Source organism: Pseudomonas sp. HMSC08G10, from assembly GCF_001808425.1.
Lineage (GTDB): Bacteria > Pseudomonadota > Gammaproteobacteria > Pseudomonadales > Pseudomonadaceae > Aquipseudomonas > Aquipseudomonas guariconensis.
Map to the genome: position 1 here is coordinate 95,296 of NZ_KV793331.1, position 15,586 is coordinate 110,881.

Genomic DNA, 15,586 nt, shown 5'->3' on the forward strand with positions numbered 1-15,586 from the left:
GAACCCGCTCCCACAACGTTTGCATATGCTGCATGGGAGCGGATTTACCCGCGAAGAGGCCATCAGGTGCGGTATTCGGCGTTGATCTTCACATACTCGTGGGACAGGTCGGTGGTCCAGATGGTTTCGCTGCATTGGCCGCGACCAAGCTCGATGCGAATGGTGATTTCTTCCTGGGCCATCACCTTGGCGCCCTGGTCCTCGGTGTAGCTCGGGCTGCGGCCGCCCTTGCTGGCAATGCACACGTCATCGAGGAACACGTCGATCAGGCTGACATCCAGTGCCGGCACGCCGGCACGGCCGACGGCGGCAAGGATGCGGCCCCAGTTGGGGTCGGAGGCGAACAGCGCGGTCTTGATCAGCGGCGAGTGGGCCACGGCGTAGCCGACGTCCAGGCACTCCTGGTGATTGCCACCACCGTTGACCTGAACGGTAACGAACTTGGTCGCGCCTTCACCGTCGCGAACGATGGCCTGGGCAACTTCCATACACACCTCGAAGACAGCCTTTTTCAGGGCCTCGAACAGCGCACCGCTGGCCTGGGTGACTTCCGGCAGATCGGCCTTGCCGGTCGCGATCAACATGCAGCAGTCGTTGGTCGAGGTATCGCCGTCGATGGTGATGCGGTTGAACGACTTGTTGGCGCCATCGAGCAGAAGGTCCTTGAGCACCGCAGGAGCCACCTTGGCGTCGGTGGCGATGTAGCCGAGCATGGTGGCCATGTTCGGACGGATCATCCCGGCGCCCTTGCTGATGCCGGTCACGGTGACGGTCACGCCGTCGTGCTGGAACTGGCGGCTGGCCCCCTTGGGCAGGGTGTCGGTGGTCATGATGCCGGTGGCGGCCTCGGCCCAGTTGTTTTCCGACAGGTCATCCAGGGCAGCTTGCAGCGCGCCCTCGATCTTCTCGACCGGCAGCGGCTCGCCGATCACGCCAGTGGAAAACGGCAGCACAGCGCTGGCCTCCACGCCCGCCAGTTCCGCCAGCTTGGCACAGGTGCGCTCGGCAGCGGCCAGGCCCGGTGCGCCGGTACCTGCGTTGGCGTTGCCAGTGTTGGTCAGCAGGTAGCGCACGGTGCCCTGCACGCGCTGCTTGGACAGGATCACAGGCGCTGCGCAGAAGGCGTTGAGGGTAAACACACCGGCGACGCTGGAGCCTTCGGCGCAACGCATCACCACCACGTCCTTGCGCCCAGGGCGCTTGATACCCGCCGAGGCGATGCCGAGTTCGAAACCGGGAACCGGGTGCAGGGTGGGCAAAGGACCAAGACCAACAGCCATGTAAGCGCTCCTAGAGAAACCAAAGGGGGATGTGGCGATGCCGCACGATCTTAATGGCGGCCAACGCGGTGATGGAAGAGCGGGACCGCTATGCGGCCCTTTTGCGACACAAGGCCGCTACCACAAGGTTGCGGCGCTTTGGAATCAAGCGCTGCACCTGTGGTAGCGGCCTTGTGTCGCGGTGGGCTGCAAAGCAGCCCTGATCAACAGTCAGTGCCAGGGCTGTTCGATCACTCGATCTGACCGTGGCAGTGCTTGAACTTCTTGCCCGAACCGCACCAGCACGGCTCGTTGCGACCCATCTTTTGCTCGTTGCGTACCGGCGCGGCAGCCACAGCCACCTCGGCGCCTTCCTCGGCGAGCTGCTGCTCGCTTTCCAGGCCAGGAGCGGCAGCATGCTGGAACTGCATGCGCTGAGCCAGTTCCTCGGCTTCGCGGCGCAGACGGGCTTCTTCTTCGGCCGGATCCTCGCGGCGAACCTGAACGTGGGAGAGCACGCGGATGGTATCGCGCTTGATCGACTCCAGCAGCTCCTGGAACAAGGCGAAGGATTCGCGCTTGTACTCCTGCTTCGGGTTCTTCTGCGCATAGCCACGCAGGTGGATACCGTGGCGCAGGTGGTCCATGGTCGACAGGTGGTCTTTCCACAGGTCGTCCAGCACGCGCAGCAGGATCTGCTTCTCGAAGGTGCGCAGGGCATCGATGCCAGCCTGGTCTTCCTTCTCGTTATAGGCAGTGGTGATTTCGTGGAGCAGCTTCTCGCGCAGGGTCTCTTCGTAGAGGCGCTCGTCCTCGTCGAGCCACTGCTGGATCGGCAGCTTGATGGCGAAATCACTGGCCAGCGCGGCCTCCAGGCCTGCCACGTCCCACTGCTCAGGCAGCGATTGGGGCGGGATGTGCTGGCTGATGGTGGCATCGAGCACTTCCTGGCGGAACTCGGCGATGGTGTCACCGATGTTCTCGGCGGCCAGCAAGCTGTTGCGCATGTGGTAGATCACCTTGCGCTGTTCGTTGGCCACATCGTCGTATTCGAGCAACTGCTTACGGATGTCGAAGTTGCGACCCTCGACCTTGCGCTGGGCCTTCTCGATGGCATTGGTGACCATGCGGTGTTCGATGGCCTCGCCGGACTGCATGCCCAGCGCCTTCATGAAGTTCTTCACGCGGTCGGAGGCAAAGATACGCATCAGGCTGTCTTCAAGAGACAGGTAGAAGCGGCTCGAGCCTGGATCGCCCTGACGACCGGCACGACCACGCAGCTGGTTGTCGATACGGCGGGACTCGTGCCGCTCGGAAGCGATCACGTGCAGGCCACCGGCCTCGATCACCTGTTGATGACGCTTCTGCCAGTCGGCCTTGATCTGAGCGATCTGCTCGGCGCTCGGGTTCTCAAGGGCGGCGACTTCTGCCTCCCAGTTGCCGCCCAACAGGATGTCGGTACCACGGCCGGCCATGTTGGTGGCGATGGTCAGCGCACCTGGCGCACCGGCCTGGGCGATGATCTCGGCTTCTTTTTCGTGGTACTTGGCGTTGAGCACCTTGTGGTCGATACCTTCTTTTTTCAGAAGGTTGGACATGTGCTCGGAGGTCTCGATGGTGGCGGTACCGACCAGCACCGGACGCCCCTGTTTCATGCTTTCCTTGATGTCGGCGATGATCGCGGCGTACTTCTCGTCGGCAGTCAGGTACACCAGGTCGTTGAAGTCCTTGCGCGCCAACGGCTTGTTCGGCGGAATGACCATCACGTTGAGGTTGTAGATCTGGGCGAACTCGAAGGCCTCGGTGTCAGCGGTACCGGTCATGCCGGACAGCTTGGTGTAGAGGCGGAAGTAGTTCTGGAAGGTGGTCGAAGCCAGGGTCTGGCTCTCGGCCTGGATGTTCAGGTTTTCCTTCGCTTCGATGGCCTGGTGCAGGCCTTCGGAGAGGCGGCGGCCCGGCATGGTACGACCGGTGTGCTCGTCGATCAGCAGGACCTGGCCGTCCTGGACGATGTACTCGACGTTGCGGTGGAACAGTTTGTGGGCGCGCAGACCGGCATAGACGTGGGTCAGCAGGCCCAGGTTGTGCGCCGAGTAGAGGCTCTCGCCCTCGGCCAGCAGGCCGGCCTGGGTCAGCATCTCCTCGATGAACTGGTGACCGGCTTCGTTGAGCTCCACCTGACGGCTCTTTTCGTCGATGGTGAAGTGGCCTTCCTGGGTGACCTGGCCTTCGACTTCCTCGATGTGCTGCTTCAGGCGCGGGATCAGGCGGTTGATCTCGATGTACAGCTTGGAGCTGTCCTCGGCCTGGCCGGAGATGATCAGCGGCGTACGGGCTTCGTCGATGAGGATCGAGTCGACTTCGTCGATCACGGCGAAGTTCAGCTCACGCTGGAACTTCTCTTCCAGGCTGAACGCCATGTTGTCACGCAGGTAATCGAAACCGAATTCGTTGTTGGTGCCGTAGGTGATGTCCGCGGCGTAGGCAGCACGCTTTTCTTCCGGCGGCTGGAAAGCCGACACGATGCCCACGGACAGACCGAGGAACTCGTACAGCGGGCGCATCCAGTTGGCATCGCGGCGGGCGAGGTAGTCGTTGACGGTCACCACGTGCACGCCTTTGCCGGACAGTGCGTTGAGATAGACCGCCAGGGTACCGACCAAGGTCTTGCCTTCACCGGTACGCATTTCTGCGATCATGCCTTCGTGCAGGGTCATACCGCCGATCAGCTGCACGTCGAAGTGACGCATGCCCATGACACGCTTGCCGGCCTCGCGGGCCACGGCGAAGGCTTCCGGCAGCAGTTGGTCGAGGGTCTCGCCTTTGGCCAGGCGCTCCTTGAACTCTGCGGTCTTGCTCCGCAGCTGCTCGTCGGAGAGGGCCACCATCTTCTCTTCGAAGGCATTGACGATGTTCACCGTCTTGAGCATGCGTTTGACTTCACGCTCGTTCTTGCTTCCAAAAAGTTTTTTTAACAAAGGCGCAAACATATCGGCAGGATCTTCCACACGTAGGGATGGAGGGCGGCCCCATGAGTCGCCCGTGCAGCCCTGAGGCCGCATGCGAACGAGCATTCTACCCGGAAACGATGGTGAGGAAAGTGGTGGTTTTCCACGATGCTGGCACAGCGCTTTGGCGGGGGCCCTCCTAACATAAGGCCTTTTCGAACAAGTTCAAGGTGCTGGAAGATGAAACGTCTCAGGGACATTTCCCAAAGAGATCATGGGGTTGCCGCCCTTGCAGGTCAGCCTGCCCTCTCAATTGAGCTATAAAACCGCCACAGCGTCCTGCGGTCAGTCCAGCGCCCTGGCTTCTGTTAAGATGACCAATCTGTAACCACCTGCGTACCCCCATGGCCTACAAGCCCTCCCCCGCCCAGCCTCCGGCCGCGCTGTTGCGTCAGGCCAGGCCACTGCGCCTGCTGCTCAACCAGGCCGAGCGCTTGGCCCATTTGCAGCGTCTGCTGGAAAGCCAGCTGCAACCGGCCGCCCGCGAGCATTGCCATGTGGCGTCCTGGCGAGATGGCACCTTGCTGCTGGTGGTGACGGACGGTCACTGGGCTACGCGTCTGCGCTATCAGCAAAAGCGCCTGCAACGCCAGCTGCAGGCACTGGAGGCATTCGGCAATTTGCAGCGCATCCTGTTCAAGGTGCAACCCCCGCTGGTGCCGGCCAAACGGGATGGCCAAGGTGTGGAGCTGTCCTGCAAGGCCGCCGAGAGTATCCGCGATTCGGCCGAGGGTATCGCCGACCCCAAGCTGCGGGCAGCCCTGGAACGGCTGGCAGCGCATGCCCAAGGCAAGGAAAAGGGCTGAAAACGCCCCATAAAAAAGGCCACCCGAAGGTGGCCTCAATGAACTAGAGAGTGTTCGAACTTACACGGCCGCAACAGGGCGCATGTAGGAGATCGGTGCCGTGCTGGCATCTTCGAAAGTGACCACTTCCCAGGCGTCCTTCTCAGCGATGAGCTTGCGCAGCAACTGGTTGTTCAGCGCGTGTCCGGACTTGTAGCCCTTGAACTCGCCGATCAGGCTGTTGCCCAGCAGGTAGAGATCGCCGATGGCATCGAGGATCTTGTGCTTGACGAATTCGTCTTCGTAACGAAGGCCGTCTTCGTTGAGCACGCCGTCCTCATCGACCACGATGGCGTTTTCCACACTGCCGCCCAACGCAAGGTTGTGCTTGCGCAGGTACTCGATGTCACGCATGAAACCGAAGGTGCGGGCGCGGCTGACTTCCTTCACGAACGACGTGCTGGAGAAGTCGACACTGGCGCTCTGGGTCCGGTTGCGCAGTACCGGATGATCGAAGTCGATCTCAAAGCTCACCTTGAACCCGTCGAAAGGCAGGAAGGTGGCGCGTTTGTCGCCCTCCTCCACCGTCACTTCGCGCAGGATGCGGATGAACTTCTTGGCGGCGTCCTGTTCTTCCAGGCCGGCGGATTGAATCAGGAATACGAAGGGGCCCGCGCTGCCATCCATGATCGGTACTTCCGAGGCGGAGAGCTCGACGTAGGCGTTATCGATGCCCAGGCCCGCCATGGCGGAGAGCAGGTGCTCGACCGTATCGACCTTTACGTCACCGTTGACCAGCGTCGTCGACATGGTTGTCTCGCCGACGTTGGCCGCACGGGCCGGGATCTCGACGACGGGGTCGAGGTCGGCACGGCGGAAGACGATGCCGGTGTCCACAGGCGCTGGCTTGAGGGTCAGGTAGACCTTCTCCCCGGAGTGCAGGCCGACACCTGTGGCACGGATGGTATTCTTCAGGGTGCGTTGTCTAATCATGGCTTTGGCCGCTTCAGCGCAAATTGCGAACAGGTATCAACAAAGGCTGGGGATGATAACAGACCCGGCCTTTGCTGAACACCAATCACCCCTATACCCCTGATAAATTCCATTAATCGGCCTGGCGACGCAGGAACGCCGGGATGTCGAGGTAGTCCAGATCATCCTGTGGGTTGAGTTTAGCCGCTGCTGCGGCACCTCCGTGGGCCTGGTTGCGCATCACGGTCGGACGCTCCAGGTCGCGGTAGTTGACGGCAGGCTGCTCCTGACGCACCGGTGCAGGGTTGGACGCCTCATAGGCGGCGGCCGCGCTCTGCAGAGTGTTGTCGACGACTTTGACCGGTTTCTCGATACGTGCGCCCAGACCGGTGGCAACCACGGTCACGTGCAGCTCGTCGCGCATATCCGGATCGATCACGGTGCCGACCTTGACCATGGCATGGTCGGAGGCGAAGGCTTCGATGATGCTACCGACGTCGGAGTACTCGCCCAGGGACAGGTCCGGACCTGCGGTGATGTTCACCAGGATGCCGCGGGCGCCCTGCAGGTTGACGTCTTCGAGCAGCGGGTTGCGGATCGCCGCCTCGGTGGCTTCGCGGGCACGGTTCGGACCGCTGGCGCAGCCGGTACCCATCATCGCCATGCCCATCTCACCCATTACGGTGCGCACGTCGGCGAAGTCGACGTTGATCATCCCCGGACGCTTGATGATGTCGGAGATACCACGCACGGCGCCAGCCAGCACGTCATCGGCCTTGGCGAAGGCCGACAGCAGGCTTGCATCCTTGCCCAGGATGGTCAGCAGCTTCTCGTTGGGGATGGTGATCAACGAGTCGACGCTTTCGGCCAGCATGCGGATGCCCTCGTCGGCGATCTGCATGCGCTTGCGACCTTCGAACGGGAACGGACGGGTCACCACCGCAACGGTGAGGATGCCCATTTCCTTGGCCACTTCGGCGATGATCGGCGCAGCACCGGTACCGGTACCGCCGCCCATGCCAGTGGTGATAAAGACCATGTTGGTGCCCTGCAGCACCTCAGCGATGCGCTCACGGTCTTCCAGCGCGGCCTGACGGCCGACTTCCGGATTGGCACCAGCACCCAGGCCCTTGGTGACACCGGTACCCAGCTGCAGGATGGTGCGCGCACCGATGTTCTTCAGCGCCTGGGCATCGGTGTTGGCGCAGATGAACTCGACGCCTTCGATGTTGCTTTTGACCATGTGGTTGACGGCGTTGCCACCACCACCACCGACACCGATCACTTTGATGACCGGACTTTGCGGGACGTTGTCTACGAGCTCGAACATTTTCCCTCTCCTTAACTGTTCTCTAGTTTTTGCGCCTACCACTACTGCTTTGAAACTTAGAAGTTGCCCTGGACCCAACGCTTGAATCGTTCAAGCACCGGAGCCTTCGGTTCATCGCCATAGCTGTTGTTGCTGCTGTTGCCGGTCAGGGGCAGGTCCTCGGTCTGCTTTTGCAGGCCGTAGGTGAGCAAGCCCACGCCGGTGGAATAGATCGGGTTGCGCACGACATCGCTGAGCCCCCGAACGCTGTGCGGTACGCCAAGGCGCACCGGCATGTGGAAGATTTCCTCGGCCAGTTCCACAGCGCCTTCCATCTTGGAGGTGCCGCCGGTCAGGACGATGCCGGCCGGCACCAGGTCCTCGTAGCCGCTGCGACGCAGCTCGGCCTGGATCAAGGTGAAGAGCTCGTCGTAACGGGGCTCCACCACCTCGGCCAAGGCCTGGCGCGACAGCTCGCGCGGTGGGCGGTCGCCCACGCTCGGCACCTTGATGGTCTCGCCAGCGCCGGCCAGCTTGGCCAAGGCACAGGCGTAGCGGATCTTGATTTCCTCGGCGTACTGGGTCGGGGTGCGCAGGGCCATGGCGATATCGTTGGTCACCTGGTCGCCCGCGATCGGGATCACCGCGGTGTGGCGGATGGCACCCTCGGTGAAGATGGCGATGTCGGTGGTACCACCCCCGATGTCCACCAGGCACACGCCCAGTTCCTTCTCGTCATCGGTCAGCACCGAATAGGCCGACGCCAGTTGTTCGAGGATGATGTCGTCGATTTCCAGACCACAGCGGCGCACGCACTTTTCGATGTTCTGGGCGGCGTTGACTGCGCAGGTGACCACGTGGACCTTGGCTTCCAGACGCACACCGGACATGCCCAGAGGCTCGCGCACGCCTTCCTGGTTGTCGATCACGTAGTCCTGCGGCAGGGTGTGCAGCACCCGCTGGTCTGCCGGGATGGCCACGGCCTGGGCGGCGTCCAGTACGCGCTCGAGGTCAGCGGTGCTGACTTCGCGATCGCGAATCGCGACGATGCCGTGGGAGTTGAGGCTGCGAATGTGATTACCGGCGACGCCGACGAACGCCGAGTGAATGCGGCAGCCGGCCATCAGCTGCGCCTCTTCCACCGCGCGCTGGATCGACTGCACGGTGGACTCGATGTTCACCACCACGCCTTTCTTCAGGCCGCGGGAGGGATGGGTACCGATGCCCACGATTTCCAGTGTGCCGTCAGCGGCCACCTCACCCACCAGCGCCACCACCTTGGAGGTGCCGATGTCCAGCCCGACGATCATTTTGCCGCTATGCGCGTTTGCCATGGTCCTGCCTCTCTCTAATTCTTCGCAACGGCGGGTTGGGCCGTCGTCGGTGCAATCGGTTCCCGCCAGCCAACGGCAAGCCCGTTGGCGTACCGCAGATCAACGCGGGCGATGTTGGTGATCTGCTCTTTGAGTGTCTTGTCGTAAATGGCAATGAAACGGCGCATCTTCTCCACCAGATGGTCGCGCCCCAGCAGCAGCTCGATCCCAGGCCCGGCGCTACCCGCGCCGGTGGTGAGGAACCAACTGCCTCGCTCGCGCAGCTCCAGGCGAGCGATGGAAAAGCCCAGGGGGCGCAGCATCTGGCTCAATACCTGATACTGCTGCATGACTTGTTGCTGAGCGCGCTGCGGCCCGAACAGCTGCGGCAGGTGCTCGTAGTTGGCCAGTTCGCGCGGGGTGAAGGCCTGGCCCTGGTTGTTGAGCAAGGCTTCGTCGCCCCAGCGCGCCACCGGCAACTGTTCTTCCAGGCGGATCACCACCTCGTCCGGCCATACCCGGCGGACTTCGGCATGGGCGATCCATGGCATCTGTTCGAGCTCCAGGCGCATCGCCGTCAGGTCGACACTGAAGAAGCTTGCGGCCACGTACGGCGCGATCCGCTGCTGCACTGCCTGCTGGCTGATGTAGCTCAGGTCGCCCTGCACGGCGATCTTGGTGATCGGCCGGTCGGCATACGGCATCAGGCGCACGGCGCCTTCATAGGCGCCGAAGCCTGCAGCGACCAGCAGCACCGGCCACAGCAAGCGTTTGAGGCCGCCCAGGCTGGGCCGCGGCAGGCGCGCCGATACGGGCTCGTCGGCCACCAGTCGGCTGGCACCACGCGGCACCGGCTTGCTACGGCCGGTAACGGGTTGCTGCTGACGTATCATCGCGCCGTGCATGGCTCTTAACCTCGCGTCGCTACGCTTTCGGCCAGGATCGCCAGCACCAGTTGCTGGAAGTCCAGACCAGCCGCGCGGGCCGCCATCGGCACCAGGCTATGGTCGGTCATGCCGGGTGCGGTGTTGACTTCGAGCAGCCAGAACCGGCCCTGCTCGTCCTGCATCACGTCCAGACGCCCCCAGCCTTCGATGCCAATGGCATCGCAGGCGCGTGCGGTCAGTTCGATCAGTTCCTGTTCCTTGGCGTTGTCCAGCCCGCACGGGATGCGGTATTGGGTATCGTTGGCCAGGTACTTGGCGTCGTAGTCGTAGAACACGTGCGGCGTGCCCAAGGCAATCGGAGGCAGCACCTGACCGCGCAGCACGGCAACGGTGAACTCCGGACCATGGATCCACTGCTCGACCAGCACTTGGGAGTCGTAGCGGGCGGCATCGCGCCAGGCAGCGACCAGCTCCTGCTCGTTGTTCACCTTGGCCATGCCGATACTGGAACCTTCATGGGCCGGTTTGACGATCAACGGGAAGCCCAGTTCCTTACCGGCCTCGACACAATCGTGCTCGCTGCCCAGCACGGCATGGCGCGGGGTCGGAATGCCCAGGCTCTGCCAGACCTGCTTGGTGCGCAGTTTGTCCATCGCCAGCGCAGACGCCAGGATGCCGCTGCCGGTGTAGGGAATGTCCAGACACTCCAGCAGGCCCTGCATGCTGCCATCTTCTCCCCCACGGCCATGGAGAATGATGAAGGCGCGGTCGATCTTCTCGCTCTGCAGGCGTGCCAGCAGGTCATCGCCCACATCGATGCCGACCACGTCGACACCGGCGCTGGTCAGCGCTTCGAGCACCGCCTTGCCGGACTTGAGCGACACCTCGCGCTCGGCGCTCTTGCCGCCGTACAGCACAGCGACGCGACCGAAGGCTTTTACGTCCAGGGTCGAGTGCAATTTGTCGTAGGCGCTGCTCATTTCGACTTCTCCTGGCTGGCGACGGCGCCAGCGAACAGCGGGCTCTTGATCAGTTGCGGGGCCAGGCCGCCGATGTCACCGGCGCCTTGGCACAGCAGGATGTCGCCGGCGCGCAGCAATGGCTTGACCAGCGGCGCAAGATCGACACCCCGTTCGATGTAGATCGGGTCCAGTTGGCCGCGCTGACGGATGCTGTGGCACAGCTGGCGACTGTCGGCCCCCGGGATCGGCTCCTCGCCGGCCGGGTAGACCTCCATCAGCAGCAATACGTTGGCGTCGGCCAGTACCTGTACAAAGTCGTCGTACAGGTCGCGGGTGCGGCTGTAGCGGTGCGGCTGATAGACCATCACCAGACGCCGGCTCGGCCAACCGCCACGCACGGCCTTGATTACCGCGGCCACTTCGGTCGGGTGGTGTCCGTAGTCGTCGACCAGCATCACGTTGCCGCCTTCGACCGGCAGCTCGCCGTACACTTGGAAACGCCGGCCCACGCCCTGGAAGCCGGACAGGCCTTGGACGATGGCGTCGTCGCTGATGCCTTCGTCGGTGGCGATGGCAATGGTGGCCAGGGCATTGAGCACGTTGTGGTTGCCCGGCATGTTGACCGAAACCTCCAACGGCTCGCAGTCGCGGCGCAACACGGTGAAGTGGGTCTGCATGCCTTCCTGGCGAACGTTGATCGCGCGCACGTCAGCTTCTTCGCTGAAGCCGTAGGTGACGGTCGGACGCTTGACCTGTGGCAGGATCTCGCGCACTACCGGATCGTCCAGGCACATCACGGCCAGACCGTAGAACGGCAGGTTGTGCAGGAACTCGACGAAGGTTTTCTTCAGTTTGTTGAAGTCGCCTTCGTAGGTGGCCATGTGGTCGGCATCGATGTTGGTGACGACCGCGACCATCGGCTGCAGGTGCAGGAAGCTGGCGTCGCTCTCATCGGCCTCGGCGATCAGGTAGCGGCTAGTGCCGAGCTGGGCGTTGGTGCCGGCTGCGGTCAGGCGCCCACCGATGACGAAGGTCGGATCCAGGCCGCCGGCGGCGAACACCGATGCCAGCAGGCTGGTGGTGGTGGTCTTGCCATGGGTACCGGCCACGGCGATGCCATGACGGTAGCGCATCAGCTCGGCGAGCATTTCGGCGCGCGGCACCACAGGAATGCGCCGCTCGAGGGCGGTGGCGACTTCCGGGTTGGCCGGATTGATGGCGCTGGACACCACCAGTACATCAGCGTTGGCGGCGTTCTCGGCACGGTGGCCGACGAAAATCTCGGCGCCGAACGACTCCAGGCGCTCGGTGACCGGGGACGCTTTGAGGTCCGAACCGGACACCTGGTAGCCCAGGTTCAGCAGCACTTCGGCGATGCCGCACATGCCCACGCCGCCGACACCGACGAAGTGGATGCGACGGATGCGGCCCATTTTCGGCTGGGGCATGGCTTTCTGGCTCTCAACCATGGGCCACCTCCAGGCAGATATCGACCACGGTGCTGGTTGCGGCAGGTTTGGCCAGGCGCCGTGCGGTGCTGGCCATGGTGTTGAGTTTCTCGGGTTGCATCAGCACCTCGTTCAGGCGTTCAGCGAGCTGCGCTGCGCCAGTTGTCGCTTGTGGCATCAGGAAGGCAGCGCCTTCACGAGCCAGGTATTGGGCGTTGTGGGTCTGGTGGTCGTCGATGGCGTGGGGCAAAGGCACCAGCACCGAGGGCAGGCCTGCCGCAGCCAGTTCGCTGACGGTCAGGGCACCCGCCCGGCATACCACCATGTCAGCCCAGCCATAGGCATAGGCCATGTCCTTGATGAAGGGCTCTACCTGAGCCTCGACCCCCGCCTCGCGATAACGCTCGGCGGTGATCGGCGCGTGTTGCTTGCCGGCCTGATGGAACACCTCGGGGCGCAGGCTCGCAGGCACTTCCGACAGGGCCTTAGGCAGCAATTTGTTCAATGGTTCCGCACCCAGGCTGCCACCGAGCACCAACAGGCGTGCGCGGCGCTCGGCCAACGGGGCGCGTGGCGCCTCAAGGAACAGCTCCGGGCGCACCGGATTGCCGGTGGTGCGGCGCTTGCCGCTGGCCTGGAAGGTGTCCGGGAAAGCTTCGCAGACTCGCGCCGACAGCGGCACCAGCAGCCGATTGGCGGTACCGGCGCGGGCATTCTGCTCATGGATGACCAGCGGCACGCCACACAGCCGCGCGGCGACACCGCCCGGGCCGGTCACGTAGCCGCCAAAGCCCAGCACGCAAACCGGCTTGAGCTGACGGATGATACGTCGCGCCTGGAGCACTGCCTTGACCAGCGTGAACGGCGCCTTGAGCAGCGAAAGCTTGCCTTTGCCGCGCAGGCCGCTGACCTGGATCAGGTGCAGGGGCAGACCTGCCTGGGGCACGAGTTCGTTCTCGATACCGCGCGGGGTACCCAGCCAATGCACGCTGTAGCCACGGGCCTGGAATTCACGGGCGCAGGCCAGGGCCGGGAAGACATGCCCCCCGGTGCCACCGGCCATGATCAGAACGTTTTTGCCGTCAGCGGCCATGGTAGGTCTCCTCGGCAAAATCGCTTTCCTTGAATTCGTGCTCCTCGCTGCCCAGATGCGTGCGGCTTTCCCACTCGATGCGCAGCAGCAATCCCACGCAGGCACAGCAGATCACCAGCGAACTGCCGCCGTAGCTGAGGAACGGCAGGGTCAGGCCTTTGGTCGGTAGCAGGCCGACGTTCACGCCGATGTTGATCAGGAACTGGCCGATCCACAGGAACGCCAGGCCAAACGCCATGTAGGCGGCAAAGAACTGCTTGGCCTTTTCCGCCCACAGGCCAATGTACAGGGCCCGCACGGTGACGAAGACGAACAGCGCCACGGTGCACAGCGAGCCGACCACGCCCAGTTCCTCGGCCAGGACCGAGAACACGAAGTCGGTGTGCGCTTCAGGCAGGTAGAACTGCTTCTGCACGCTGTTGCCCAGGCCCACGCCCAGCCATTCGCCACGCCCGAAGGCAATCAGTGCCTGGGTCAGCTGGTAGCCGGAGCCGAACTGGTCGGCCCAGGGGTCGGTGAAGGTGATCAGACGCGCCATCCGGTAGGGCTGGGCCTGGACCAGAATGAACACCGCCACCACCGCCAGCACCACCATCAAGCTGAAGCGGAACAACCCCACCCCGCCGAGGAACAACATGGCTGCGGCTGCGCCCATCATCACGACGGTGGCGCCGAAGTCCGGTTCCATCAGCAGCAGGCCGGCCATCGGCAACAGGACGATGAAGGGTTTGAAGAAGCCCATCCAGCTCTCACGGACTTCCTGCTGGCGGCGTACCAGGTAGCCGGCCAGGTAGATGACCACGAAGACCTTGGCAATCTCAGAGGGCTGGACGTTGAAGAAGCTGAAGCCGATCCAGCGCATGGAACCGTTCACTTCCCGGCCAATGCCTGGCACCAACACCAAAAACAGCAGGCCGAAGGCACCGACCAGCATCATGAAGCCCATGCGCTGCCAGGTGGCGATCGGCACCATCATGGTCGCGCCACAGGCGACCAGGCCCAGGGCCACGTACACCAGATGGCGGAACATGTGATACAGCGGGTTGCCCGACTGCACTGCGGCCACTTCCGAGGAGGCCGAGGTGATCATCACCAGGCCCAGGCCCAGCAGCGCCAGACAACCGGCGAGGAAGGCGAAGTCCAGGTCGATGCCGCGGCCGCTGATCAGCGGCGATGGATAAGGCTTGAGGATGCCGAAGATCATGCCAGCCCCTCCGCTGCCCGGGCGAACAGACGTCCGCGTTCTTCGAAGTTCTTGAACATGTCGAGGCTGGCGCAGGCCGGCGACAAGAGCACGGCATCGCCTGGCTCGGCCAGCTCGGCGCATTGCTGCACGGCTTCATCCAGGGTCTTGACCCGAACCTGGTGCACGCCCTCGCCCAGCGACTGGGCCAAGCGCTCGGCATCACGCCCCAGCAGGACCACGGCGCGGCAGAAACGCGCCACCGGCTCACGCAATGCCGAGAAGTCCGCTCCCTTGCCGTCGCCTCCGGCGATGAGCACCAGTTTGCCGTCGATATCCGCTCCCAGACCTTCGATCGCCGCCAGGGCAGCACCGACGTTGGTGGCCTTGGAGTCGTCGTACCAGTTGACACCGTTGCGCTCACGCACCCATTGGCAACGGTGGGCGAGCCCGGTGAACTCACGCAGCGCGTCGAGCATCGGCGCGAACGGCAGGCCCACGGCATGACCCAGGGCCAGGGCAGCCAGGGCGTTGCTCTGATTGTGGGCACCGCGGATCTTCAGTTCACGCACCGGCATGAGGGTCTGGAATTCGAAGGCCAGGTACTTCTCGCCATCCACTTCACGCAGGCCGAAAGCCTTGAAGTCTGGAACGTTCAAGCCAAAGGTCCAGCACGGGCGGCCCTCGACCGGCAACGGCCGGCTCAAGGCATCCTGGCGGTTGACCACCACCTGGCGAGCGCCACGGAAGATCCGGTGCTTGGCCAGGTGATAGGCCGGCAGGCCGCTGTAGCGGTCCATGTGGTCTTCGCTGATGTTCAGCACAGTGGCCACTTCAGCGTTGAGCTGGTCGGTGGTCTCCAGCTGGAAGCTGGAAAGCTCCAGAACATACAGTTCCACCGTGTCATCCAGCAGATCCAGCGCCGGTGTACCCAGGTTGCCACCCACCGCCACACGCTTGCCCGCCTTGGCGGCCATTTCGCCGACCAGGGTGGTCACGGTGCTTTTGGCATTGGAGCCGCTGATCGCCACGATGGGCGCCTTAGCATGACGCGCGAACAACTCGATGTCGCCGGACAGCGTCACGCCGCGGGCCGCAGCCTGCTGCAGCGCCGGGGTGGCCAGGGCCAGACCAGGGCTGACATAGAGTTCGTTGGCGCGGCACAGGAAGTCCACGTCCAGCTCGCCACAGCGCACTTCCACCTGCGGATACTCACGACGCAGGGTTTCCAGTTCCGGCGGCTGCTCGCGGGTATCGGCGACCGCAAAGGCAATGCCCCGGCTCGCCAGGAAGCGAACCAGGGACATGCCGCTCTTGCCGAGGCCGACAACGATGCGGAATTGGTCGGAAGCGATCAATGACACGCT

At 63.5% G+C, this 15,586-nt stretch carries 12 protein-coding genes; 1 reads left to right on the forward strand and 11 read right to left on the reverse strand.

The features are described 5' to 3' along the window. Positions 1 to 62: 62 nt before the first annotated feature. On the reverse strand, positions 63 to 1,280 hold the full coding sequence (gene argJ, locus HMPREF3173_RS20415) for a bifunctional glutamate N-acetyltransferase/amino-acid acetyltransferase ArgJ (RefSeq protein WP_043207533.1): 1,218 nt from the start codon (positions 1,278 to 1,280) through the stop codon (positions 63 to 65). A gap of 230 nt (positions 1,281 to 1,510) precedes the next feature. Continuing rightward, on the reverse strand, positions 1,511 to 4,249 hold the full coding sequence (gene secA / locus HMPREF3173_RS20420; RefSeq protein ID WP_070576171.1) for a preprotein translocase subunit SecA: 2,739 nt from the start codon (positions 4,247 to 4,249) through the stop codon (positions 1,511 to 1,513). A 362-nt stretch (positions 4,250 to 4,611) separates the two neighbouring features. Here secA and HMPREF3173_RS20425 point away from each other — a divergent pair, with 362 nt between their 5' ends. Next, positions 4,612 to 5,073, forward strand: a complete 462-nt coding sequence (locus HMPREF3173_RS20425) for a DUF721 domain-containing protein (RefSeq protein WP_043207527.1) — start codon at positions 4,612 to 4,614, stop codon at positions 5,071 to 5,073. Between the two features lie 60 nt (positions 5,074 to 5,133). Here HMPREF3173_RS20425 and lpxC read toward each other — a convergent pair whose 3' ends face one another. The 9 genes from lpxC to murD all read right to left on the reverse strand — a co-directional run bounded on the left by lpxC (position 5,134) and on the right by murD (position 15,583). Continuing rightward, on the reverse strand, positions 5,134 to 6,045 hold the full coding sequence (gene lpxC, locus HMPREF3173_RS20430; RefSeq protein ID WP_070092350.1) for a UDP-3-O-acyl-N-acetylglucosamine deacetylase: 912 nt from the start codon (positions 6,043 to 6,045) through the stop codon (positions 5,134 to 5,136). A gap of 112 nt (positions 6,046 to 6,157) precedes the next feature. Further along, positions 6,158 to 7,354, reverse strand: coding sequence for a cell division protein FtsZ (gene ftsZ, locus HMPREF3173_RS20435; protein WP_043207523.1), 1,197 nt, complete (start codon positions 7,352 to 7,354; stop codon positions 6,158 to 6,160). 56 nt (positions 7,355 to 7,410) lie between these two features. Then, positions 7,411 to 8,667, reverse strand: coding sequence for a cell division protein FtsA (gene ftsA / locus HMPREF3173_RS20440; RefSeq protein ID WP_043207521.1), 1,257 nt, complete (start codon positions 8,665 to 8,667; stop codon positions 7,411 to 7,413). 14 nt (positions 8,668 to 8,681) lie between these two features. Then, positions 8,682 to 9,551 (reverse strand): cell division protein FtsQ/DivIB, encoded by an 870-nt coding sequence (locus HMPREF3173_RS20445; RefSeq protein ID WP_043207518.1) that lies wholly within the window; start codon positions 9,549 to 9,551, stop codon positions 8,682 to 8,684. Between the two features lie 5 nt (positions 9,552 to 9,556). After that, complete coding sequence (locus HMPREF3173_RS20450; protein WP_070576174.1) at positions 9,557 to 10,513, reverse strand: D-alanine--D-alanine ligase; 957 nt, start codon at positions 10,511 to 10,513, stop codon at positions 9,557 to 9,559. After that, positions 10,510 to 11,964 (reverse strand): UDP-N-acetylmuramate--L-alanine ligase, encoded by a 1,455-nt coding sequence (gene murC, locus HMPREF3173_RS20455; protein ID WP_070576177.1) that lies wholly within the window; start codon positions 11,962 to 11,964, stop codon positions 10,510 to 10,512. The genes HMPREF3173_RS20450 and murC overlap by 4 nt, the downstream gene beginning before the upstream one ends. After that, positions 11,957 to 13,036 (reverse strand): undecaprenyldiphospho-muramoylpentapeptide beta-N-acetylglucosaminyltransferase, encoded by a 1,080-nt coding sequence (gene murG / locus HMPREF3173_RS20460; protein WP_070576181.1) that lies wholly within the window; start codon positions 13,034 to 13,036, stop codon positions 11,957 to 11,959. Before murG ends, murC begins: the two co-directional genes overlap by 8 nt. Next, positions 13,026 to 14,240, reverse strand: a complete 1,215-nt coding sequence (gene ftsW / locus HMPREF3173_RS20465) for a putative lipid II flippase FtsW (RefSeq protein WP_043207508.1) — start codon at positions 14,238 to 14,240, stop codon at positions 13,026 to 13,028. Before ftsW ends, murG begins: the two co-directional genes overlap by 11 nt. Then, the gene (murD, locus tag HMPREF3173_RS20470; protein WP_070576417.1) at positions 14,237 to 15,583 is read right to left on the reverse strand and encodes a UDP-N-acetylmuramoyl-L-alanine--D-glutamate ligase; all 1,347 of its coding nucleotides are present in this window, start codon (positions 15,581 to 15,583) and stop codon (positions 14,237 to 14,239) included. Before murD ends, ftsW begins: the two co-directional genes overlap by 4 nt. Positions 15,584 to 15,586 lie beyond the last annotated feature (3 nt).

Excerpts from the sequence above, each read along its gene's own strand:
- argJ (WP_043207533.1), bottom strand. The coding sequence starts at position 1,280 with ATGGCTGTTGGTCTTGGTCCTTTGCCCACCCTGCACCCGGTTCCCGGT.
- secA (WP_070576171.1), bottom strand. The coding sequence starts at position 4,249 with ATGTTTGCGCCTTTGTTAAAAAAACTTTTTGGAAGCAAGAACGAGCGT.
- HMPREF3173_RS20425 (WP_043207527.1), top strand. The coding sequence starts at position 4,612 with ATGGCCTACAAGCCCTCCCCCGCCCAGCCTCCGGCCGCGCTGTTGCGT.
- lpxC (WP_070092350.1), bottom strand. The coding sequence starts at position 6,045 with ATGATTAGACAACGCACCCTGAAGAATACCATCCGTGCCACAGGTGTC.
- ftsZ (WP_043207523.1), bottom strand. The coding sequence starts at position 7,354 with ATGTTCGAGCTCGTAGACAACGTCCCGCAAAGTCCGGTCATCAAAGTG.
- ftsA (WP_043207521.1), bottom strand. The coding sequence starts at position 8,667 with ATGGCAAACGCGCATAGCGGCAAAATGATCGTCGGGCTGGACATCGGC.
- HMPREF3173_RS20445 (WP_043207518.1), bottom strand. The coding sequence starts at position 9,551 with ATGCACGGCGCGATGATACGTCAGCAGCAACCCGTTACCGGCCGTAGC.
- HMPREF3173_RS20450 (WP_070576174.1), bottom strand. The coding sequence starts at position 10,513 with ATGAGCAGCGCCTACGACAAATTGCACTCGACCCTGGACGTAAAAGCC.
- murC (WP_070576177.1), bottom strand. The coding sequence starts at position 11,964 with ATGGTTGAGAGCCAGAAAGCCATGCCCCAGCCGAAAATGGGCCGCATC.
- murG (WP_070576181.1), bottom strand. The coding sequence starts at position 13,036 with ATGGCCGCTGACGGCAAAAACGTTCTGATCATGGCCGGTGGCACCGGG.
- ftsW (WP_043207508.1), bottom strand. The coding sequence starts at position 14,240 with ATGATCTTCGGCATCCTCAAGCCTTATCCATCGCCGCTGATCAGCGGC.